Below are 20987 nucleotides of genomic sequence, written 5' to 3' on the forward strand. Positions count from 1 at the left end.
ATCGCGGCCGTCAACGTCGTCTTGCCATGGTCGACGTGACCGATGGTGCCGATGTTGCAGTGCGGCTTGTTACGTTCGAACTTTTCCTTGGCCATCGTCTCTACCTTCGCGCCGGCGGGCTTGTTTCAGGGTCATTAGTCTAGGGGGAGCTGGAGCGGGTAGCGGGAATCGAACCCGCATCCTCAGCTTGGAAGGCTGCTGCACTACCACTGTGCTATACCCGCCTAGCTAGCGGGGTCGCGTCGGCTCCCGGTCTCTGGCTTTGGGACCAAGCCTCGTCGGAGCTCTCGTCGCGCGTGGTGGGGGAAGTAGGACTCGAACCTACGAAGGCGTACGCCAGGGGATTTACAGTCCCCCCCCTTTGCCACTCGGGACATTCCCCCAGCGCGCGACAGAGTTCCTTCAAAGCGGCCTTCCCTTCCTCGAAACCGGCGGCGGACCGCCCGTCACGAAAAAGGAACAAAAGCTTCCTCGAGACCTGTGAGACGATGCTAAAGCAGCGCCGCCCTGGCTCTCGGAAACCCTCAGGGCCCCAAATCGGAGCGCGTCTTATAGTGTCCTCTCATTCCGAACGCAACGACCGGAAAAAGCCTTCTTCGCCCGGCCGTGATTTTCGTTCCAAGCCTCGGGAAAACAACAAGTTTTCCAAAGGCCAGGGCGACGCCAAGGACTGGATCTGGGGGACTCACGCCGTCGAGGCCGCGCTTTCCAACCCCGCCAGACCCGTTCCGAAACGTCTTCTGGCCACCCCGGATCGCGCCAAGCGACTCGCGCCGAATCTGAGCCGCGCCCCCTTCCTGCAGATCATGGAGGGGGCCGACATCGCCCGCCAGCTGCCGGCCGGCGCCGTGCACCAGGGCATCGCCCTAAAGATCGACGAGCCCGAGATGCTCGGCGTCCACGACCTGGGAACGCCGGCCCAGGGCCTGCTGGTGATGCTGGACCAGATCACCGACCCGCAGAACATCGGCGCGATCTTCCGCTCGGCCGCCGCGTTCGGCGCCAGGGGGGTGATCCTGCAGGACCGCCACGCCCCGGCCCTGACCGGCGTGCTGGCCAAGACCGCCGTCGGGGCGGTGGACAAGATCCCCCATGCGCGCGTGGTCAATCTGTCCCGCGCCCTGGAGGAACTGGCCGACCTGGGCTGGCGGGCCGTGGGCTTGGCCGGCGAGGCCGAGGACACGCTGGACGAGGTGCTGGACGCCCGTCCGACGGTGCTGGTGCTGGGGTCGGAGGGCGAAGGCGTGCGCCGGCTGGTGGCCGAGCACTGCGACGCGATGGGCAGGATCGCCATGCCCGGCGGCTTCGAAAGCCTGAACGTGTCCGCCGCGGCGGCGGTGGCGCTCTATGAAGCGTCGAAAGTTCGCGCCAGGGAAGAAACCGGTTCGTGAATCTCCGTTAACCGTTTTGATTTCGCCACGACGACGTGATTTTCTCGGGTTTGAAACGCGAGGCCTTGCTTGGCGGAGAGCTCATATGGGATCGGGGGACCCGGTGTTGCATAGCAAAGTCCGCTCGGCGGCCCTGGCCGGCTGCGCGGTCGGAGTCCTGCTGATCGCCGGCTGCGGCGCGCGCGAGCCTGTCGAGACGCCGCCCGCCGCCGAGGAGCCGGGCTATGGCGCCGCCCAGGCGCCGGACCTGATGGGCGCGCCGCCCTCCGCCCAGGCCGCGCCGGACGACGGCCTGCTGGGCGGACCGCCCGGCGCCGCGGAACCGCCGATCCCTGTCGCCACGACCGAGTCGTCCCTGAAGACCTGGCGCCGTCCCGACGGGACCCTGGTGACCGCCATGGCGCCGATCGCCAATCCGGAGGTCGAGCCTCGCCGGGATGTCGAGCCTCGTCCGGTCCGTCATGCCTCGTCCACACGGGTGGCTCCGGCCCGCCGGGTGCACGTCGCGGCCGCACCGGTCGCTGCCCCGGTCATCCACGCCGCCGCTCGCCCCGCGACGCGGCCCACGGCTCGTCCCGCGGGCCAACCCGCGGCGAAGCCGACGCTCGTCGCCAAGCCGCCGTCCCGGCCGGTCACGGTGACGCCCGCCCCGGCTCCGCTGAAGCCGATCACCGCCGCGCCGGCGGTGGCCCCGACCCGGGCGCCTGTCGTCGCGCCGATCGCTCCGGCCACCGCGCCCACGCCCGCCGCCAGCGCGGCTCCGGCCAAGCCGCAGACCAAGCTGCAGGCCCTGCAGGCCGCCGTCGCACCGGAAGCGACCAGGGGCGCGACCCTGGCCACCGCGCCGAGCCTGGCCCAGGGCCAGGCGGGCCAAGTCACCCTGTCCCTGCCCGCCACGCTGGGCGAGGCGATCAAGACGGAGGCCGCCAAGCTGGGGCTGACCAAGGCGGCCGGCAAGACCAGCGCCTACGCCGACCTGCAGGGTCAGGGCTACGAGATCACGCCGAGCGGCCGCCAGACCGCCGAGGTCAAGGCTGGCCAGCCGGCGACCTTCGCCTGGCAGGTCAAGCCGACGGACGCCGCCAAGGGACCGCTGAAGACCGAGTTCGGCGTCGCCCTGAACGGCGCCAAGCCGGCCCAGGCCTTCACCCTGGGCTCGATCTCCCGGCAGGTCGCCCCGCTCCAGGAGGCGGCTGCGGAAAAGGCCCAGGGCCTCAAGGCCGCCCTGCCCGACCTGGGCCGCTACGAGACGATCGACGTGCCGGGCGTGGGCCGGATGCCGACCAAGTCGCTGCTGGGCGGCGCCCTGGTGCTGCTGGCCCTGCTGATCCTGGTGGCGATCTCGCGCAACGCCTCGGCCGCCAAGGCGAGGGCCGAACGACGCCGCAAGGTCCGCACCCAGGCCGACTACGGCCGCAACCCGCTGCTGTACGACACGCCGCCGTCCGCCGAGCCCAATCCCACGGTCGCCGCCGCGGCGCCCCATGGCCGACCGGAACACAATCCCTTCGAAACTCCGACGCATGACGGCGCCGCTCAGGCCCCGCGCAAGGAACTCGATCGGGTCGATTAAGGGAGACTTGCCAGACCCGCCCGCCTGACGCATTGAGGCCGCATGTTTGACGCGCTCCTCGCCCAGGTGGGCGGACTGAACGGTCCGTTCGCGGCCTTCCTTTCCGTCCTGATGATCGACCTCGTCCTGGCCGGCGACAACGCCGTGGCCGTGGGCCTGGCGGCCGGCGGCCTGCCGGCCAAGGACCGCAAGAAGGTCATTCTCTACGGTTTGGGCGCGGCCGTGGTGCTGCGCATCAGCTTCGCCCTGATCACCACCTGGCTGCTGGGCGTGATCGGCCTGCTGCTGGCCGGCGGCGTGCTGCTGCTGTGGGTGTGCTGGAAGATGTGGCGCGAGCTGCGCGAGCAGATGACCCACGACCAGGAGGACGCCATCGCCTCCATCGACGGCAATCCGGCCACCGAGCCGCGCGTCAAGCCGGCCAAGACCTTCAAGCAGGCCTTCCTGCAGGTGCTGATCGCCGACGTCTCGATGTCGCTGGATAACGTGCTGGCCGTGGCCGGCGCGGCCCGCGAGCACCCGGCCATCCTGGTCTTCGGCCTGCTGCTGTCGATCATCCTGATGGGCGTGGCCGCCACCGCCATCGCCAACTTGCTGCACAAGCACCGCTGGATCGGCTTCATCGGCCTGGCCATCGTGCTGTACGTCGCCGTGCACATGATCTGGGAAGGCCACCGCAGCGTGGTCATCGACCTGCACAAGACCGACGCCTACAACGCCGCCGCCCCCTCGTTCCTCGACATCAAGCCGGACGAGCTGGCCGCGCATAACAAGCACAAGAAGTGATGCGCGGCCCGGCGCTCGTCGCCCGCCTGGCCGCCCTCAGCGGCTTCCTGGCCGTGGCGTTCGGCGCCTTCGCCGCCCATGGCGCGCGGGACGCCCGGGCGGCCGAGCTGCTGCACACCGGATCGCTGTACCAGATGACCCACGCCCTGGCGGTGTTCGGCTGGCTGGCGGTGCGCAAGGTCGGCGGCAAGGTCGATGTGACAACGCCGACCCTGTTCCTGGCCGGAACCGTACTGTTCTCCGGTTCGCTCTACGCCCTGGCCTTCGGCGCGCCGCGCGTGCTGGGCATGGTCACGCCGTTCGGCGGCCTGTGCTTCCTGGCCGGTTGGCTAGTGCTGGCCTGGCGAGCGGGAACGATCGCGGATCGGGAGGCTTAGGGTCTTCGCTCAATGGAGCGACGGCTTTCCGAAAGTATCGGAGACCCAAGATTGGTTGTCCTCCCGGAAGCCTCGCAGAGGCTGTCCGGGATCCAGGTGACTGGGCAGGGGCGTTGCGGTTCACCTGGATCCCGGCCCTCCGCTTCGCTACGGCCGGGATGACGACGTCAGGCGTTCTTCGATCGAGTCCGAATCTTAAGCCGCCATCTTGCCGCGCCGGTCCTTCGGGACCGCCAGGCCGAAGATCGCCAGGCTGGAGCCGACCAGGCAGGCGAACATCACCGCCGCCACGGGCTTGGGCGTGCCGTCGTGCAGCAGGCCGCCCACCCACGAGGCCAGGGCCCCCGCCCCGAACGAGATGCCGCCCATCAGGGCCGAGGTCGAGCCCGCCCGGCTGGGATCGACGCTCAACGCCCCGGCCATGGTGTTGCCGCTCATCAGGCCGTAGGTCGACAGGGCCGCGAACAGCAGCGGCAGGACCGTGAACTGCCCGCCCACCCCGCTCCAGGCGGCGGCGGCCAGCAGCAGGGCGGCGACGATCGAGGCGATGCTGGCCCGCACCAGCACCCGGTCCGGCGTCGAGCGGCGCAGCAGCAGGCGGTTGACCTGGCTGGCCCCGATGATGCCCACGGCGTTGAAGGCGAAGACGATGTTGAACACCAGCGGCGAGTGGCCGTAGGTCCCCATCACCAGGTCCGGCGCGGTCGAGATGTAGGTGAACAGGGTCGCGCCGTTCAGGGCCCCGGCCACGCCGTAGCCGACCAGGCGCTTCTGGCGCAGCAGGGCCAGATAGGCGCGGAACGGATTCTCTGAGCGCGCCTGGACCGCCGTGGCCTCCGACCGCGACTCCGCCAGGCTCAGCGCGGCCCACAGGCCGATCAGCAGGCCGAAGACCACCAGGGTCCAGAACACGCCGCGCCAGCCGGCGAAGAACTGCACGACGCCGCCGAACTGCGGAGCCAGCACCGGCGCCAGGCCCATGATCAGGGTCATCAGCGACAGCACCCGCGCCGTGTCGGCGTGATTGAACTTGTCGCGCACCACCGCCCGGGCGATCACAGCCCCCGCGCAGCCGCCCAGGGCCTGGACGAAGCGGGCGGCGATCAGCACGTGGATCGACGCCGCGGTGGCGCAGACCACCGAGGCGACAACATAGATGCCGATGCCCAGCAGCAGCGGAAGGCGGCGTCCGAACCGGTCCGAGGCCGGGCCGTACAGGAACTGGCCGATCGCCATGCCGGCGAAGAACGCCGCCAGGGTGGCCTGAACGTCGTCGGCCCCGGCGTGGAGGCTCCGGCCGATGTCCGGCATGCTGGACAGATACATGTCGATCGACATCGGCGCGAAGGCCGTCAGCGCGCCCAGCATCAGGACGAGCCGCCAGGGCGTGGCGGCGGGCTTGGGCTGTACGGCGTCGGTCATGGACGCGCTTTTACGCTTGTTTTCCGCAGGGGTAAGTCCTTGACCGTACGAATCGCGGCCTTGCCCGGCGCGGCGTGGGCCGGCAAGGTGATCACCAATAACATAAGCAGGAAACGCCATGACCCAGCTTGCGCCGCCGATGCCCGAGCCTTCGTTCGCGCGGATCAACGGGATCCGCATGGCCTATTACGAGGCGGGGCCCCGCGTCGGCGTCCCCATCGTGCTGTGCCACGGCTTTCCCGAGTTCTCCTATTCCTGGCGCTGGCAGATCGCGGCCCTGGCGGCGGCGGGGCGCTGGGTGATTGTCCCCGACCAGCGCGGCTACGGCCTGACCGATCGTCCCGAGGCGGTCGAGGACTATGACATGGCGCACCTGACCGGCGACCTGGTCGGGCTGCTGGACCACCTGGGCGTCGAGAAGGCGGTGTTCTGCGGCCACGACTGGGGCGGCCTGGTCGTCTGGCAGCTGCCGCTGATGCATCCCGGCCGGGTGGCGGGAGTCGTGGGCCTCAACACCCCGTTCCTGCCCCGCCTGCCCGTCGACCCGATCACCATGTTCCGCCACGCGTTCGGCGAGGACATGTACATCGTCCACTTCCAGAAACCCGGCGTGGCCGACGCCCAGCTGGCCGCCGACGTCGACAGGACCATGCGCTATTTCATGCGCAAGCCGACCGGCGTGCAGGCCGCCTTCACCAGCGGCGAGACCAGCGGCCGCTCGCTGGCCCTGCAGGACGGCCTGGCCCGCTACGACGTCGCCGACGACTCCAGCCAGTTGCTGACCCCCGAGGAACTGAAGGTCTTCGTCGAGACGTTCCAGCGCACCGGCTTCACCGGCGGGATCAACTGGTACCGCAACTTCGTGCGCAACTGGGAGCGGGCCGAACACCTGCCGACCCGGATCGACGAGATCCCATGCCTGATGATCATGGCCGAGCACGACGTGGTGCTGCCGCCTTCCCTCGCCGACCGCATGGGCGACCAGATCTCGGACCTGGAGAAGGTGCTGGTCGAGGGCAGCGGCCACTGGACCCAGCAGGAGAAGCCCGACCAGGTGAACGCGATTCTAATCGACTGGCTGGGGCGGCGGTTTCCGAACTGACCTCTCGGCCCTAACCTTTTTCCGCCGCCAGGATCTCCGCCCGCCGTCGCATCGCCGCCGCCATCTGCAGCATGGCCAGGGCCGAGGTCTCGTCGCGCTCGGCGGCGCGGACCGTGTAGAGCTGGGCCATCACCTGCAGCGAGATGACCTTGTCCAGGCCCTCGGGGCCCATCATCTCGGCGATCGCGCGGTCCAACTCGGCCAGCTGGCGCGGCGTCAGCATCTCCAGCAGTTCGTCGTCGCTGAGGTCTTCGGGGTTGTTCATGACTCGGGAGAATACGGAAAAGCGGGGCGGGTTGCGACGGTCCTGGCCAGGGTTCGCCGGGCGGCGACGCCAGACGCGCGACCGGCGCGGGCAAATGAACCCCTCGCGGCGTTCCCTCCCGGCCCGAAACCGGTTTAGGGTTGCGCCATGGATCGTAACGCTTCCGCCCAGCCCATGTCCGCCAACGGCCGCCGCGGCCTGTTTCGCGACATCGAGCCCTTTTCCTTCGGCTGGCTGAGCACCGACGGTCCGCACGAGATCTATTACGAGGAGTGCGGCGCGCCGCGCGGCAAGCCGGCGGTGATCCTGCACGGCGGCCCCGGCGGGGCGGTCAACCCCACCATGCGGCGGTTCTTCGATCCCAGCCGATGGCGCATGGCCCTGTTCGACCAGCGCGGCTGCGGCCGCTCGCGTCCCAACGCCAGCCTCGAGGACAACACCACCTGGAGCCTGATCGCCGACATCGAGCGACTGCGCGTGCATCTGGGCGTCGAGAAGTGGACCGTGTTCGGCGGCTCGTGGGGATCGACCCTGGCCCTGGCCTACGCCATCGCACATCCCGACCGGGTCGAGGGTCTGGTGCTGCGCGGCATCTTCCTGCTCACCCAGAGGGAGCTGCGCTGGTTCTACCAGGACGGTGCCTCGATGCTGTTCCCCGACGCCTGGGAGCGGTTCCTGGCCCCGATTCCGCCCGAGGAGCGCGGCGACCTGATGGCCGCCTACCACAAGCGCCTGACCCACCCCGACCGCCGCGTCCAGGCCGAGGCGGCCGGGGCCTGGAGCCAATGGGAGGGCGACACCATTTCGCTGAGAGGCCCTGAGGCCCGCCCGCCGAAATTCAACGAGGAAGACTTCGCCGTCGCCTTCGCGCGGATCGAATGCCACTTCTTCGCCAATGGCGGCTTCTTCGAGGAGGACGGCTGGATCCTGAAGAACATCGACCGGATCCGGCACATCCCGGCCTGGATCGTCCAGGGCCGCTTCGACGTGGTCACGCCGCTGGACAGCGCCTGGTCGCTGCACCGCGCCTGGCCCGAGGCCCGGTTCGAGATCGTCTGGGACGCCGGCCACGCCTCGACCGAGCCCGGCGTCATCGACGGCCTGGTGCGCGCGACGGATGCGGCGTTGGGCGTCTAGGCGGAGGTCTTCGCCCGGCGCACAAGGCCCTCGCGAACCGACACGCCCAGCAGGACGGCTGTCGTGGCGATCGACAGCGCCAGCGGACTGACCGCCAGGCTGATCGGGGCCAGGGCGACCAGCGCCAGCAGGCCGACGACCTGGGCCCGCGCCCAGGCCCGGAACACCGCCCGCTTGAACAGCACCCCGCCCAGCAGGAACAGGAACGGCCCGCCGATCAGGGCCAGCGCCGTCTTCAGGTCGGTGTGGCCCAGCGGATGGTGGATCGTCCATTCGTCGGCCACGGCGGTGACGATGATGCCGGCGATCGGCAGCAGGTGGATGTAGGTATAGGCCTCGCGCGCTACTCGGCCGGGCTCCTTGGCGTGGCTGATCGCTTCGCTGGCGGCCTCGGCCGTGAACGCGAAATAGATCCACCACATGGCCAGACTGCCGGCGAACGAGGCCAGGAAGGCGGCGATGATCATCGGCGTCCAGGCCAGGGTCGCGGTGGTCGCGCCCATGACCAGGATCGACTCGCCCAGGGCGATGATCGTGAACAGCGCGCAGCGTTCGGCCAGGTGACCGCCCTCGACGTCCCACTCCTCGGCGCGGGCCCGGCCCAGGCCGGGAACCCAGAAGCCCAAGGCCGGCGAGACATATTCCAAGGCCAGCGCCCCGCCCCAAAGCGCCAGTCGCGCGCCGCCCTCGGCCAGGCCGCCGGCGATCCACAGCACGCCCGAGGTCGCGAACCAGATGGAAATCCGGATGAAGTTGCGGCTCTGGAACGGATGGTCCCGCATCGCCCAGGCGGTGAACAGGCTGCGGCCCAGCTGAATCGCCACGAAGGCCAGGGCGAAGACCAGGCCGCGGTCGCCGAACGCCTCGGGGATCGACATGGTCATGACCATGCCCACCACCATGGCCACGAACAGCATGATCCGTACGGGCGCCCGTTCGGGATCCAGCCAATTGGTGACCCAGGCCATGAAGATCCAGGCCCACCAGACCGCCATCAGCAGCAAACCGGTCTCGACCAGGCCCAGAAGACTTGGATGGGCCAGCAGGCCGTGCGACAGCTGGGTGACCGCGAACACGAACACTAGGTCGAAGAACAGCTCGACATAGGTGACCCGCGCATGGCCGCCCGAGGCGCGGTCGCGGAGCATGTGGCGGCGTGACATGACGGATTTTCCCCTGGCTGAGTCGGGAGGTTAAAGCGTGACAGCCGAAAATCGAGGCCGACGCCGGTCGCGCCGCCGAAGAAGGGGTCGCACGACCTGGATCGAACGTTTCGCCGTCGGGCGCGCTCTTGTCCGCATGGACTCTTCGGATTTCCTTGCCCATCGCGCCGCGCTGATCGGCGCCGCCGTCGCCCTGGCGATCGGGACGACGGGCGGGCTGATCCTCAGGATCGGCTCCCAGACCGAAGCCCCCATCATGACCGCGTTCGCGTCTGAGCCCACCTATACCGAGGTCCAGCCTGTCGCATCGCCCAGCGGCAAGGTTCCCGACTACGTGGTCGGCACCGACTATGTCGTCCCCAAGACGCCGCCACAGCCGCCGGTCGCCGCGTCATACGAGGTCCCGGAATACGTCCCGACCGCCTGGACCTGGCCGAAACCCAAGACCGAACCCGTCGGGGTAGTCGAGCCGACGGAACGGACCTGGCCGTCGACGGCCGGCGACATCCCGAACACCCGCCTGCCCGGCGATCCTCCCGAAGCGCCCGTGGCCCCCGCCGCGCCGCAAGCGCCACCGGCGATCGACGCGCCTGCGGCGCCCAGCGCCTCCACGACCGTCGCCACGGCGCGCTAGTCGCGACGCATCCCGGCCGAGCACGCCCTAGGCCAAGCTTGGCCTCGCCCTTGCTGCCAACCGCTCCAACCCAAAGCGCGTGTTCCATTTCGCGCCAGGACCTGGATCGGAATGGTGGACGCGGAACAGCGGCGCGACGATGGGCCCGACCTCTGGCGCAAGCTGGAAGTGCTGGCCTGCGGCTTCCTGCTGTTCATGCTGTCCAACGCCCTGATCGGTCCGCTGCTGGACCCCCTGCAGGCGGGCGGCGAGAACATCCCGATCCTGCGGCTGATGTGGCTGCCGGTCTACGCCCTGACCCTGGGCCTGGCTGTCTGGCGGGCCCCGCGCCTGATGCGGTTCTGGCTGCCCGCCGTGCTGCTGAGCCTGCTGGTCTTCTGGGTCTACGCCTCGGCCTCGTGGTCGCTGAATCCCGAGACGACCAACCGCCGGGCCATGGCGGCGGCCTTCACCACCCTGTTCGGGCTCTATTTCGCCGCCAGCTTCGACGGCAAGCGGATGGCCGAGATCATCGCCGTCACCTTCCTGGCCCTGGCCGCCGGCGGCCTGCTGGCCGTGGTCGCCTATCCCAAGATGGGCGTGCAGCACGACATCAACGCCGGCGACTGGCGCGGCCTCTGGTATGAGAAGAACCAGATGGGGGCGATGATGGTCTACGGCGCCCTGGCGGCCATGGCCGCGCTGCTGGCCGGCTCGACCAAGCGCAAGCAGATGGTCCTCACCATCGTGCTGTGCGCGGCGATGCTGGTGATGAGCAAGTCCAAGACCTCGCTGCTGGCCCTGCTGATCGGCCTGTGCGGCTCGATGCTGCTGGCGGCCATGCGGCGCGGCCCCGCCACGGCGGTGCTCGTCGTCTGGCTGGGCGTCACCGTCGCGGTGACCGCCGCCATGGTCATGTGGCTGGCCCCCGAGCTGCTGTTCAAGGCCCTGGGCAAAGATCCCTCTCTGACCGGCCGCACCGACATCTGGGCCGGGCTGCTGCGCCAGTCGGCCAAGCGCCCGCTGACCGGCTACGGCTACGGCGTGTTCTGGACCCTGGACTCCGTGCCCGCCAACTGGATCCGCAAGGAGACCGGCTGGCTGGTGCCCAGCGCCCACAACGGCTGGCTGGACATCCTGGCCCAGCTGGGCTGGATCGGGGTGGGCCTGTGCGCCCTGGTGCTGGGCGGCGCGCTGCTGGTCTCCCTGTTCCGGTTCCGCCAGGTCCAGGACGGCTATTGGGCCACCCTGTTCCTGGCCATCTTCCTGATGACCACCTTCTCCGAAAGCTTCATCCTGGAGCGCAACGGCATCGTCTGGGCCCTGGCCTGCGCGGCGGTGACGCGCCTGCTGGGGCCGGTCTGGGCGCCGGAAGTCGAACGCGAGACCTCCCCCCGCCGCCCGCTGTTCGCCGCCCCACCCCTGGCCTGGAGCCTGGCCTCGCCGGAGCCCGCGCCCGAGATCTGGACGCCCGCGCCGGCCGGCGCCGCGGCCCTCAAGCCGATATTTGGCAAGCGCGCGGTCTCGCCTTTCGGCGCTTAGCCCGCTACTGGAGCGCCATGACCGACTACACGCCCCAGCAGATCGTCGCCCGCGGCGCGCGCGCCGACGCCGAAGCCGCCGCCGACGCCATCGACAACCATCCCGGCCTCGAGGGCGCGACCTACTCGATCCTGGAAGAGGACGAGGACAAGGGGATCTGGCGCATCGACGCCTTCCCGACCACCGACGAGGAAGACGCGGGCCTGCTGGAGGTGCTGGCCGGCTATCCGCTGAAGGTGCTGCGCGAGCAGCTGGCCGACGCCGACTGGCTGGCCATGGCGCTGTCGGGCCTGCCGCCGGTGCGCGCCGGCCGGTTCTTCGTCTACGGCATGCACGACCGCGGCCGCCTGCCGGCCAGCACCGTCAACCTGCGCATCGAGGCCGGCGCGGCCTTCGGCACCGGCCACCACGGCACCACCGTCGGCTGCCTGCTGGCCTATGACCGGCTGATCAAGGCCCGGAAGTTCAACAAGGTGCTCGACGTCGGGGCCGGCACCGGGCTCCTCGCCATCGCCGCCGCGCGGACGGGATCGCGGATCGCCGTCGGCACCGACATCGACAAGCCCAGCGTGCGGATCTCCAAGGAGAACGCCAAGGTCAACCGCGCCAACGCCCGCTTCGTCCACGCCTCGGGCCTGTCCAACCGCCTGGTGACCGACAACGCCCCCTACGACCTGGTGTTCGCCAACATCCTGGCCCGGCCGCTGGTCAGCCTGGCCCAGGACATCAAGAACGCCCTGGTCCCCGGCGGCACGGTGATCCTGTCGGGCCTGCTGCGCACCCAGGAGCGCATGGTCAAGGCCGCCTACGTCTCGCGCGGCTTCAAGGTCGTCAACCGCATCCACCGCGACGCCTGGGCGGCGCTGGTGCTGCAGCGGCCGTAAAGTAAAATGCCCTCTCCCTTGGGAGAGGTTCTGGAATGCGGAACACCTCCGCCTCCACTCACGTTTCTCCAGGCGGGACACTCTCGCTCCAGGAGCAACGTCATGACCTATGTCGATCCCCAAGCCCCCCCGCCCGAACGCGTCGTGCATGTCCGCCGCGAGGGCGGCGCCACCGGCTGGTTCGTGGCCGGGGCGGTGGCCATCGTCGCCGTGGTCGCCATCGCCTTCATGCTGACGGTCGGGGCGCGCACGCCCAGCGACGACCAGATCGCCCAGGCCCAGGAACAGGGCCGCGCCGCCAGCGCGATCGAAAGCGCCCAGACCGGGGCCGCCCAGGCCACGATCGTCGCCCAGCAGGCCGCCCGCGACGCCAGCGCCGCCGCCGACAGCGCCCGCCGCTCGACCGAGAACACGGCCGCCAACGCCGCCCAGGCCGCCCACGACGCCGCCACCAACGCCGCCCTGTCGCGCGACGACACCATCGCCCCGTCGGCCGATCCCAACCTGACCCCGCCGCCGGTCCCGCAGCAGCAGCCGCAACAGCCGGCGAACTAGGCCCCGCCTTCCGCCCCTTCCCTGCGCGGCGGGGGCGGATTACATCGGTGGGATGCGCCAGACCTTCGATGAATCCACCGATCCGGGCTTCGGCCCCCGCCACGTTCCCCTGATCCGCGCCGCCATGGCGCGCCAGGGCCTGGACGGCTTCCTCGTGCCGCACGAGGACGAGCACCAGAACGAATATCTGCCCGCCGCCAACGACCGCCTGGCCTGGGCCAGCGGCTTCACTGGCTCGGCCGGAGCCGGGGTGATCCTCCAGGACCGGGCCGCCGTGTTCGTCGACGGCCGCTACACCCTGCAGGTGCGCGACCAGGTCGACCTGAACCTGTTCGAGGTCCGCGACCTGGTCGAGGGCGGGGTGCCGGCCTATCTGGAGACCGCCTCCAGGGGCGCGGTGATCGGCTACGACGCCCGTCTGCACAGTCCCCAGGCGTTGGACGGCCTGAAGGCCGCGGCCGCCAAGGCCGGCGCGGCGCTGAAGCCCGTGGCCGTCAATCCGATCGACGAGGCCTGGGGCGCGGCGCGTCCCGCCCAGCCGGCCGCGCCCGTCGTGCCGCATCCGGTCCAGTACGCCGGCGAGGAGTCTGCCTCCAAGCGCGCCCGGGTCGGATCGGCCGTCGCGGCCCTGGGCGCCGACGCCGCGGTGATCACCGCCCCGGCCTCGATCGCCTGGCTGTTCAACATCCGCGGCGGCGACGTCATCCGCTCGCCCCTGCCGTTGTCCCAGGCCGTGCTGCGCGCCGACGGCACGGCGCGGCTGTTCCTCGACCCCGCCAAGGTCACCGGCGACCTGCCGGCCTGGCTGGGCAACCAGGTGTCGCTGGAAGCGCCGGAAGCGCTTGAGGCCGCCCTGGCCGAACTGGCGGGCCGGAGGGTGCTCGTCGACCCGGCCCAGTCGTCGGCCTGGTACTTCGACACCCTGGCCGCCGCCGGCGCCGCGGTGGTCCGCGCCATGGACCCCTGCACCCTGCCCCGGGCCTGCAAGAACGCGGTCGAGATCGCCGGCACGATCGAGGCCCACAAGCGCGACGGCGCGGCCCTGACCCGGTTCCTGCACTGGCTGGCCACCGAGGGCCAGGTCAATCCGCCGGACGAGAAGGAGGCCGTGGCCAAGCTGGAGGCCTTCCGCGAGGCGACGGGCCTGCTCAAGGATCTCAGCTTCGACACCATCGGCGCGGCCAACGGCCACGGCGCCCTGCCCCACTACCGCCCGACCGAGCGCAGCAACGAACGCGCCGCCCCGGGCTCGCTGCTGCTGGTCGACAGTGGCGGCCAGTACCTGGACGGCACCACCGACGTCACCCGCACGGTCGCCATCGGCGAGCCGACCGCCGAGATGGTCACCCGCAACACCCTGGTCCTCAAGGGCCACCTGGCCATCGCCCGCCTGCGCTTCCCGGCGGGCACCACGGGCTCGGCCATCGACGCCTTCGCCCGCGCCGCGCTGTGGAGCCACGGCCTGGACTACGACCACGGCACCGGCCATGGCGTCGGCGTCTATCTGGGCGTCCACGAAGGTCCGCAGCGGATCAGCAAGGCCCCCAACACCATCGCCCTGCAGCCGGGGATGATTGTCTCCAACGAGCCCGGCTACTACAAGGACGGCGAATACGGCATCCGCATCGAGAACCTCGAGGTGGTCATGCCCGCCGAAACCGTGGGCGACGGCGACCGGCCGATGCACCGCTTCCACGCCCTGACCCTGGCCCCGATCGACCGGCGGCTGGTGGATAAGAGCCTGCTGTCGCCCGAAGAGATCGCCCAGTTCGACGCCTACCACGCGCGGGTGGTCGCCGAGATCGGGCCGCTGGTCGAGCCGGAGATCCGGGCCTGGCTGGAAACGGTCTGCGCGCCGCTTTGAGCGGCCGCGGACGCACGCATGCGTGCGTGCGTCCGCGTCGGGCGTCGGGCGTCGGGCGTCGGGCGTCGGGCGTCGGGCGTCGGGCGTCGGGCGTCGGGCGTCGATGCTCGGCGGATAGCGAACAGAGTCTAGAGATTTCAACGCTCTAATTTACTTCGACCGAACTTATCCCCCTCCTCCCGACGTGCCGTATCCTGCTTGCACCTGAAAGCACGGGAAGGGCGTCCGGCCGGCGACCGAGCGGCTTTCAGGGGTGGTCGAGCGGGAAGCGCTCGCCGGTGGTCTTGAGTGACAGCCTTCGCGACGGTCCTGGGCAGGTTCCCGTTAGTCGGGACGAAACCCAGGCGGCGAGGGATCGGCGGACGCGGCAGGCATGGGCTGAAACCGCCCATGCGGTCCAGGATGCGCCAACGTCCTGCCCGTCGGGGGCCTCCATCGGAGCGGGTTAAAAATCCGCGATCCGAAGGCTTCTGGAAAACGGTCCACGCGAAGCGCTCGTCTTCGTCGAAACGGTACAAAACATAAAAGCTACTCCGGGCGAGGCCCGGGCGCTTCGCACCCTTCCCATCAAGCTCAGCGGGGGTCCGCGTGAGAACGAGAGGTCGTGCCCGCTAAATACTTGCCCCCACCTGACCGCTTCGCGGTCTGTCCGCCCCCATAGGGGGCGGAGCCTTCGCGTTTAGGCTCTTCCCCCTCTGGGGGAAGACGATCGCGAAGCGATCCGTAGGGGGCAAGGGCTAGGTTCCCCGAGGCTTGGCCCTCGTCGTCGGCGCCGCGCCAGCCGGGTCCTCCGGCCAGACGTGCCGCGGATAGCGCCCCTTCATCTCCGTGCGCACCTCGCGCCAGGACCCCTTCCAGAACCCTGGCAGGTCCCGGGTGATCTGGATCGGCTTGTGCCCCGGCGACAGCAGGGCCAGCACCAGCGGCGCGCCGCCCACCGTCGGGTGCGTCGTCAGGCCGAACAGCTCCTGCACCCGCACGTCGATGCGCGGCCCGCCGTCGGCGGCGTAGTCGATGGCGAAGCTGGAGCCGGTCGGGGCCGTGAACCGGGCCGGGGCCTCGGCGTCGAGGCGGCGGTGCTGGTCCCAGGGCACGAGTGTGCGGATCGCGTCGGTCAGCGCCCCGTCGCCCAGCTGGCTCAGGGCCGAGCGGCCGGCCAGCAGCGGCTCCAGCCATTCCGGCAGACGTTCCAGCAGGGCCGCGTCCGACAGGTCTGGCCAGGTCTCGGTGTCGCGGTTCCGCAGGAAGGCCACCCGGCGGCGCAGAGCCTGGGCGCCCTCCCCCAGCGGCACGGCCGACAGGCCCTCGCGCGCCACCTGGTCCAGCAGCGCCTGGGCCACCAGGCCTGGATCGACCTTGTCGAGCAGCCGCTCCTCCACGACCAGCTTGCCCAGGCGCAGCAGGCGGCGGGCGCGGACCTTGCCCCTGGCGTCGGGCTCCAGCCGGTCCTCGGCGACCAGCCGGTCGGCGAAGGCTGAGCGCAAGCCGGCCTCGTCCAGCGGCGCGGCCAGCAGGATCCGGTCGCGGGCCTCGCCGCCGCCTAGTTCGCCCACCGCCAGCCAGGTCTCGCGGGCCAGGGCGTCGGTCGGCTCCAGATAGACCCCGCGCCCGCCGGCCAGCTGGTATTCGCCCGGCTTGCCCCGGGCCCGGGCCACCCGCTCCGGATAGGCCTCGGCCAGCATCAGGGCGTCGTCCAGCGGCGCGGCGCCCGAGGCCCTGCCGGCGGCCCCCTGCGCTTGGCGAGCCCAGCGCTCGGACAGGGTCCGGGCGTCGCGAGCCCTCGGCGAGCGGTCGCGGTCGAAGCTTTCCAGCCGGTGGCGCAGGTCGACGTCACGACCGCCCAGGCCCTGCTCGCTGAGCACGGCGGCGATCTTCGCCCCCCGTTCGGCCTGGCCGGAGGCGGCGGCGCGCACCACCATATGGGCCAGGCGCGGGGCCAGCGGCATGTCGGCCAGGGCGCGGCCGTGGGCGGTCAGGCCGCCCTGGCCGTCCAGGGCTTGCAGGCGGTTGAGCAGAACCCGCGCCTCGTTGAACGCAGCGGTCGGCGGCTTGTCGAGGAAGGCCAGGTCGCCCACGTCCCGCGCCCCCCAGCGAGCCAGGTTCAGGGCCAGGTTCGACAGGTCGGCCTCGAGGATTTCCGGACGGGCGAAGGCCGGCAGGGCCCGGGTCTCCGGTTCGTCCCACAGGCGGTAGCAGACGCCCGGCTCGGTGCGCCCGGCCCGGCCACGGCGCTGGTCGGCGGCGGCGCGGCTGACGCGCACGGTCTCCAGCCGGGTCAGGCCGCTGGACGGGTCGAAGCGCGGCACGCGGGCCAGGCCGCAGTCGATCACCACCCGCACGCCCTCGATGGTCAGGCTGGTCTCGGCGATCGAGGTGGCCAGCACCACCTTGCGTCGGCCCGGCGCGGCGGGGGCGACGGCGCGGTCCTGTTCGGCCGGGTCCAGCGCGCCGTACAGCGGCGCGACATCGACCTCCGGCCGCCGCAACCGCTCGCGCAGCAGGGTCTCGGTCCGGCGGATTTCGCCCTGGCCGGGCAGGAAGACCAGCAGGCTGCCGCCCTCCTCCGCCAAGGCGCGCTCGACGGCGCGGGCCGCCCGCTCCTCAAGTCGCATTCCTGTTGCTTGGGGGCGCTCGTCGCGGCCCAGATAGCGGGTGTCGACCGGGAACATCCGCCCCTGGCTCTCGACGATCGGCGCCTCGCCCAGCAGGGCCGAGATCCGCGCCCCATCCAAGGTGGCCGACATCACCAGGATCTTCAGGTCCTCCCGCACCAGGCCTTGCGCGTCGCGGGCCAGGGCCAGGCCCAGGTCGGCGTCGAGGCTGCGCTCATGGAACTCGTCGAAGATCACCGCCGCCACGCCGTCCAGGCCCGGATCGTCGAGAATCATCCGGGTGAAGACGCCCTCGGTCACCACTTCGACCCGGGTCCTGGCCGAGACCTTGGACTGCAGCCTCACTCGGAAGCCCACCGTCTCGCCGACGCCCTCGCCCAGGCTCTGGGCCATCCGCGACGCGGCGGCCCGCGCGGCCAGGCGGCGCGGCTCGAGCATGACAATCTTGCCGCCGTCGACCCAAACCTCGTCCAGCAGGGCCAGCGGCACGATCGTGGTCTTGCCCGCCCCGGGCGGCGCGACCAGCACGGCGGCCTCGCGCCCGGCGAGCGCGGATTTCAAGGCCGGCAAGGCTTCGTGGATGGGAAGGGTCACGCGGCGTGGTTTAAGGGCGCGGGCCGAAATCACCAAACGCCGGCCGCCGCTCCCTGGTCTTTCTCCAAACGCCCAACGCGAAGGCAATCAAGGCCAAGAAGCGCGCTGCAACGCAACATCGTCCCGGTAGGGCATGGCTCATATTGCGCACAGCGGGGCGAACAATTACGCACGCCCTCCGCTTTACCTTGACCGCGTCCCGCTAACCGGGCCACGGTCCGCAAAATTTGTCTACGCGGCCCCCGGGGGGAGCCGCGGGTCTCTGGAGGAAATATGTGGCGCGTTAAGTCACTGGATGCGATTCTAGCAACGGCCAAGAAGAAGTCGCTGCATCGCTCTCTCGGCCCCATTCAGCTGACCCTGCTGGGCGTGGGCGCGATCATCGGCACGGGGATCTTCGTGCTGACCGCCGCCGCCGCCCAGAAGGCCGGCCCGGGCATGATGTGGAGCTTCGTGATCGCCGGCGCCGTCTGCGCCATCGCCGCGCTCTGCTACTCGGAACTGGCGTCGATGCTGCCCGTCTCGGGCTCGGCCTACACCTACACCTACGCCGTGATGGGCGAACTGCTGGCCTGGATGGTCGGCTGGGCCCTGATCCTGGAATACGCCGTCGCCGCCAGCGCCGTCTCGGTCGGATGGTCGGGCTACTTCCTGGGATTGATCGAGAACGCCCTCCACTTCCATTGGCCCGACGCCTTGCGATCCGGCCCCGCCTGGTCGATGAACGGCTTCATGCCGGTCGCCGACTTCAGCGCCGGCGTCGTCAACATCCCGGCCATCCTGGTGGCCCTGACCGTGACCGCCCTGCTGGTTCGCGGCACCACCGAAAGCGCCCGCGTCAACGCCATCCTGGTGGTGATCAAGGTCACGGCCCTGACCGCCTTCGTCATCCTGACCCTGCCGGTGATCAAGACCGGTAACTTCTCGCCCTTCACCCCCAACGGCTGGTTCGGCCCGCACGGGACGACGGGCATGGGCGTGGTCGGCGCGGCCGCCTCGATCTTCTTCGCCTATGTCGGCTTCGACGCGGTTTCCACCGCCGCCGAAGAAACCAAGAACCCGCAGCGCAACGTGCCGATCGGCCTGATCGGCAGCCTGGGGATCTGCACCATCTTCTACCTGCTGGTCGCCGCCGGCGCGGTCGGCGCGATCGGCGCCCAACCCGTGCTGGCCCTTGACGGCTCCGTCGTCCAGCCCGGCTCGGCCGCCTTCCAGGCCGCCTGCGCCACCGCCGCCAACGCTGACCGCCTGGTCTGCTCCAACGAGGCCCTCGCCCACGTGCTGCGCGAGATCAACTGGCCCGTCGTCGGCAACCTGCTGGGCCTGGCGGCCAACCTGGCCCTGCCCTCGGTCATCCTGATGATGATCTACGGCCAGACCCGGATCTTCTTCGTCATGGCCCGCGACGGCCTGCTGCCGCAAAGCCTGGCCAACATCCACCCGAAGTGGAAGACGCCGTACATCGTGACGATCTTCACGGGGGTCTGCGTTGCGATCGCCGCGGCCTTCTTCCCAGTGGGCCAACTGGCCGACATCTCCAACTCCGGCACCCTGTTCGCCTTCTTCATGGTGGCGATCGCGGTGATGGTGCTGCGGGTGAAGGATCCGACCCGTCCGCGTCCGTTCAAGACGCCGGCCGTCTGGATCGTGGCCCCGGTGGCCATGGTCGGTTGCGCGGGCCTCTACTTCAACCTGCCGCTGGAATCGATGCTGGTGCTGCCGATCTGGGGCGCCCTGGGCCTGGTGGTCTATTTCGCCTACGGCTTCCGCAAGAGCCACGTCGGCCGCGGCCTCACCGACGAGGTCCACGAACTGGATCCCGACGCCCCGCCCACCGGCGTGCCCGGCCTGGACTGAGATTAGGACTTGAACGGGCGTTCGTAACGCTTAGTTCGGGCGGGCGGGGATCTCCGGGTCCCCGCCCGTTTTCGTTGGGACCCGCCTGAAAGGGACTTGAGCATGGCCGAGATGCCGATCCGCGCCGTCATCGCGCCGGTCACGCCGCTGCAGCAGAACTGCACGATCGTCTGGTGCGCCAAGACCCTGAAGGCCGCGGTGATCGATCCCGGCGGCGAGGTCCCGCGCCTGATGAAGGCCATCGAGGATCAGGGCCTGACGCTGGAGAAGATCTGGATCACCCACGGCCACATGGACCACGCCGGCGGCGCGGCCGAGCTCAAGCGCCTGACCGGCGTCCCGATCGAGGGGCCGCACAAGGACGACCAGTTCTGGATCGACCGCATCCAGGAAAGCGGCGAGATGTACGGGATCCCCGAGGCGCGGATCTTCGTCACCGACCGCTGGCTGGACGACGGCGACGTGGTCACCCTGGGGGAGACGCAGTTCGAAGTTCTGCATTGTCCCGGCCACACGCCCGGCCACGTGATCTTCTTCCACCGCCAGGCGCGCTTCGCCCAGGTCGGGGACGTGCTGTTCAAGGGCTCGATCGGCCGCACCGACTTCCCGCGCGGCAACCACCAGGACCTGCTGGACGCCATCACCGGCAAACTGTGGCCGCTGGGCGACGACGTGCAGTTCGTGCCGGGCCACGGCCCGATGTCGACCTTCGGAGCCGAGCGCCGGTCCAACCCGTTCGTCGGCGACCGGGCGATCGAGGCGATGAACGCCCAGGGCAAGGCCTACGAGGCGCCGGTCAACCGCTCGCCGGGCTAGTCGCCTAGTTCGGCGGCCCGCGCCGGGCGGGCTGCTCGGCAGGGCTCAGCACGCCGTCCTTGTCGGCATCCAAGGCGGCGAAGCGCGTCTTGGCGGCGGCCAGGGCCTCGGCCTCGGTGATCTTGCCGTCATGGTCGGCGTCCATCGCCGCCCAGCCGCCGCCGTCCCCCTTGCCTGCGTCGGGACGTTCGGCGCGGCGCGCCTCCATGCGCTGCTGGATCGCGGCCAGTTCGGCGGCGTCGATCACGCCGTCATGATTGGCGTCCATGCGCGAAAAGCGAGCCTTCGCGGCGTCTTCGAATTCCTGGGCGCTGACCGCGCCGTCGCCGTTGGCGTCCTGGTTTCCGCGAGGTCCCTGGGCATGGGCGAGGCCGCAGACGGCGGCGAGGGAAAGGGCGGTGAGAGCCGCCGGCAAGAGGCGCGACATGGGACTG

At 70.4% G+C, this 20987-nt stretch carries 19 protein-coding genes and 2 tRNA genes; 13 read left to right on the top strand and 8 right to left on the bottom strand.

Going from position 1 to position 20987, the window contains the following annotated elements:
* The 3 genes from J2X41_RS23475 to J2X41_RS23485 form a co-directional block, all read right to left on the bottom strand.
* Positions 1-95, bottom strand: a 95-nt coding sequence (locus J2X41_RS23475) for a GTP-binding protein (protein ID WP_209282537.1), incomplete at its 3' end; no start/stop codon positions are given.
* A gap of 55 nt (positions 96-150) precedes the next feature.
* Positions 151-224, bottom strand: a tRNA-Gly gene (locus J2X41_RS23480).
* 73 nt (positions 225-297) lie between these two features.
* Positions 298-383: transfer RNA gene (locus tag J2X41_RS23485), tRNA-Tyr, on the bottom strand.
* A 171-nt stretch (positions 384-554) separates the two neighbouring features.
* Between J2X41_RS23485 and rlmB the strand changes: the two genes are divergently transcribed.
* The 4 genes from rlmB (at position 555) to J2X41_RS23505 (ending at position 4127) form a co-directional block, all read left to right on the top strand.
* Entirely contained in the window at positions 555-1391 is an 837-nt protein-coding gene (gene rlmB / locus J2X41_RS23490) for a 23S rRNA (guanosine(2251)-2'-O)-methyltransferase RlmB (RefSeq protein ID WP_310086637.1), read from the top strand.
* 103 nt (positions 1392-1494) lie between these two features.
* Positions 1495-2964 carry a hypothetical protein gene (locus tag J2X41_RS23495; protein ID WP_310086639.1) on the top strand — a complete coding sequence of 490 codons (1470 nt, stop codon included), beginning with the start codon at positions 1495-1497 and terminating at the stop codon, positions 2962-2964.
* 42 nt (positions 2965-3006) lie between these two features.
* Positions 3007-3750: a TerC family protein gene (locus tag J2X41_RS23500; protein ID WP_310086642.1), complete on the top strand. Its 744-nt coding sequence runs from the start codon at positions 3007-3009 to the stop codon at positions 3748-3750.
* The gene (locus J2X41_RS23505; RefSeq protein ID WP_310086645.1) at positions 3750-4127 is read left to right on the top strand and encodes a DUF423 domain-containing protein; all 378 of its coding nucleotides are present in this window, start codon (positions 3750-3752) and stop codon (positions 4125-4127) included. Before J2X41_RS23500 ends, J2X41_RS23505 begins: the two co-directional genes overlap by 1 nt.
* 195 nt (positions 4128-4322) lie before the next feature.
* On the opposite strand, the gene J2X41_RS23510 is transcribed toward J2X41_RS23505, so the two are convergent.
* A complete protein-coding gene (locus J2X41_RS23510) occupies positions 4323-5549 on the bottom strand; it encodes a multidrug effflux MFS transporter (protein ID WP_310086649.1) in 1227 nt (408 codons plus the stop codon).
* A gap of 118 nt (positions 5550-5667) precedes the next feature.
* On the opposite strand from J2X41_RS23510, the gene J2X41_RS23515 reads away from it, so the two are divergent.
* The gene (locus J2X41_RS23515; protein ID WP_310086652.1) at positions 5668-6651 is read left to right on the top strand and encodes an alpha/beta hydrolase; all 984 of its coding nucleotides are present in this window, start codon (positions 5668-5670) and stop codon (positions 6649-6651) included.
* A gap of 10 nt (positions 6652-6661) precedes the next feature.
* On the opposite strand, the gene J2X41_RS23520 is transcribed toward J2X41_RS23515, so the two are convergent.
* Entirely contained in the window at positions 6662-6916 is a 255-nt protein-coding gene (locus J2X41_RS23520) for a low temperature requirement protein A (protein WP_310086654.1), read from the bottom strand.
* Positions 6917-7063: 147 nt separating this feature from the next.
* Here J2X41_RS23520 and pip point away from each other — a divergent pair, with 147 nt between their 5' ends.
* Positions 7064-8053, top strand: a complete 990-nt coding sequence (pip, locus tag J2X41_RS23525) for a prolyl aminopeptidase (RefSeq protein ID WP_310086657.1) — start codon at positions 7064-7066, stop codon at positions 8051-8053.
* Here pip and J2X41_RS23530 read toward each other — a convergent pair.
* Positions 8050-9216 carry a low temperature requirement protein A gene (locus tag J2X41_RS23530; protein ID WP_310086660.1) on the bottom strand — a complete coding sequence of 389 codons (1167 nt, stop codon included), beginning with the start codon at positions 9214-9216 and terminating at the stop codon, positions 8050-8052. The two genes, pip and J2X41_RS23530, sit on opposite strands and share 4 nt — an antisense overlap.
* A gap of 136 nt (positions 9217-9352) precedes the next feature.
* On the opposite strand from J2X41_RS23530, the gene J2X41_RS23535 reads away from it, so the two are divergent.
* From J2X41_RS23535 to J2X41_RS23555, 5 genes are all read left to right on the top strand, one after another.
* Positions 9353-9850 (top strand): hypothetical protein, encoded by a 498-nt coding sequence (locus J2X41_RS23535; protein WP_310086663.1) that lies wholly within the window; start codon positions 9353-9355, stop codon positions 9848-9850.
* Between the two features lie 111 nt (positions 9851-9961).
* On the top strand, positions 9962-11371 hold the full coding sequence (locus tag J2X41_RS23540) for an O-antigen ligase (protein ID WP_310086667.1): 1410 nt from the start codon (positions 9962-9964) through the stop codon (positions 11369-11371).
* Between the two features lie 17 nt (positions 11372-11388).
* A complete protein-coding gene (locus tag J2X41_RS23545; RefSeq protein ID WP_310086672.1) occupies positions 11389-12255 on the top strand; it encodes a 50S ribosomal protein L11 methyltransferase in 867 nt (288 codons plus the stop codon).
* Between the two features lie 102 nt (positions 12256-12357).
* Positions 12358-12810 (top strand): hypothetical protein, encoded by a 453-nt coding sequence (locus J2X41_RS23550; protein ID WP_310086677.1) that lies wholly within the window; start codon positions 12358-12360, stop codon positions 12808-12810.
* 52 nt (positions 12811-12862) lie between these two features.
* On the top strand, positions 12863-14674 hold the full coding sequence (locus tag J2X41_RS23555; RefSeq protein WP_310086680.1) for an aminopeptidase P family protein: 1812 nt from the start codon (positions 12863-12865) through the stop codon (positions 14672-14674).
* A 737-nt stretch (positions 14675-15411) separates the two neighbouring features.
* Here the strand turns inward: J2X41_RS23555 and hrpB are convergent.
* A complete protein-coding gene (gene hrpB / locus J2X41_RS23560; RefSeq protein ID WP_310086683.1) occupies positions 15412-17880 on the bottom strand; it encodes an ATP-dependent helicase HrpB in 2469 nt (822 codons plus the stop codon).
* Positions 17881-18153: 273 nt separating this feature from the next.
* Between hrpB and J2X41_RS23565 the strand changes: the two genes are divergently transcribed.
* Positions 18154-19737 (top strand): amino acid permease, encoded by a 1584-nt coding sequence (locus tag J2X41_RS23565; protein ID WP_310086688.1) that lies wholly within the window; start codon positions 18154-18156, stop codon positions 19735-19737.
* A gap of 102 nt (positions 19738-19839) precedes the next feature.
* Positions 19840-20553 carry an MBL fold metallo-hydrolase gene (locus tag J2X41_RS23570; RefSeq protein WP_310086691.1) on the top strand — a complete coding sequence of 238 codons (714 nt, stop codon included), beginning with the start codon at positions 19840-19842 and terminating at the stop codon, positions 20551-20553.
* 4 nt (positions 20554-20557) lie between these two features.
* Here J2X41_RS23570 and J2X41_RS23575 read toward each other — a convergent pair whose 3' ends face one another.
* Positions 20558-20980, bottom strand: a complete 423-nt coding sequence (locus tag J2X41_RS23575; RefSeq protein ID WP_310086693.1) for a dockerin type I domain-containing protein — start codon at positions 20978-20980, stop codon at positions 20558-20560.
* Between the last annotated feature and the right edge of the window lie 7 nt (positions 20981-20987).

It is taken from the genome of Caulobacter sp. BE254, from assembly GCF_031457295.1.
In the GTDB taxonomy this organism is placed as follows: domain Bacteria; phylum Pseudomonadota; class Alphaproteobacteria; order Caulobacterales; family Caulobacteraceae; genus Caulobacter.

Coding starts and splice junctions, on each gene's coding strand:
- J2X41_RS23505 (WP_310086645.1), top strand. CDS start 3,750: ATGCGCGGCCCGGCGCTCGTCGCCCGCCTGGCCGCCCTCAGCGGCTTC.
- J2X41_RS23575 (WP_310086693.1), bottom strand. CDS start 20,980: ATGTCGCGCCTCTTGCCGGCGGCTCTCACCGCCCTTTCCCTCGCCGCC.
- J2X41_RS23510 (WP_310086649.1), bottom strand. CDS start 5,549: ATGACCGACGCCGTACAGCCCAAGCCCGCCGCCACGCCCTGGCGGCTC.
- pip (WP_310086657.1), top strand. CDS start 7,064: ATGGATCGTAACGCTTCCGCCCAGCCCATGTCCGCCAACGGCCGCCGC.
- J2X41_RS23540 (WP_310086667.1), top strand. CDS start 9,962: ATGGTGGACGCGGAACAGCGGCGCGACGATGGGCCCGACCTCTGGCGC.
- J2X41_RS23565 (WP_310086688.1), top strand. CDS start 18,154: ATGTGGCGCGTTAAGTCACTGGATGCGATTCTAGCAACGGCCAAGAAG.
- J2X41_RS23545 (WP_310086672.1), top strand. CDS start 11,389: ATGACCGACTACACGCCCCAGCAGATCGTCGCCCGCGGCGCGCGCGCC.
- J2X41_RS23500 (WP_310086642.1), top strand. CDS start 3,007: ATGTTTGACGCGCTCCTCGCCCAGGTGGGCGGACTGAACGGTCCGTTC.
- J2X41_RS23515 (WP_310086652.1), top strand. CDS start 5,668: ATGACCCAGCTTGCGCCGCCGATGCCCGAGCCTTCGTTCGCGCGGATC.
- J2X41_RS23550 (WP_310086677.1), top strand. CDS start 12,358: ATGACCTATGTCGATCCCCAAGCCCCCCCGCCCGAACGCGTCGTGCAT.
- J2X41_RS23530 (WP_310086660.1), bottom strand. CDS start 9,216: ATGTCACGCCGCCACATGCTCCGCGACCGCGCCTCGGGCGGCCATGCG.
- J2X41_RS23520 (WP_310086654.1), bottom strand. CDS start 6,916: ATGAACAACCCCGAAGACCTCAGCGACGACGAACTGCTGGAGATGCTG.
- J2X41_RS23555 (WP_310086680.1), top strand. CDS start 12,863: ATGCGCCAGACCTTCGATGAATCCACCGATCCGGGCTTCGGCCCCCGC.
- J2X41_RS23570 (WP_310086691.1), top strand. CDS start 19,840: ATGGCCGAGATGCCGATCCGCGCCGTCATCGCGCCGGTCACGCCGCTG.
- J2X41_RS23535 (WP_310086663.1), top strand. CDS start 9,353: ATGGACTCTTCGGATTTCCTTGCCCATCGCGCCGCGCTGATCGGCGCC.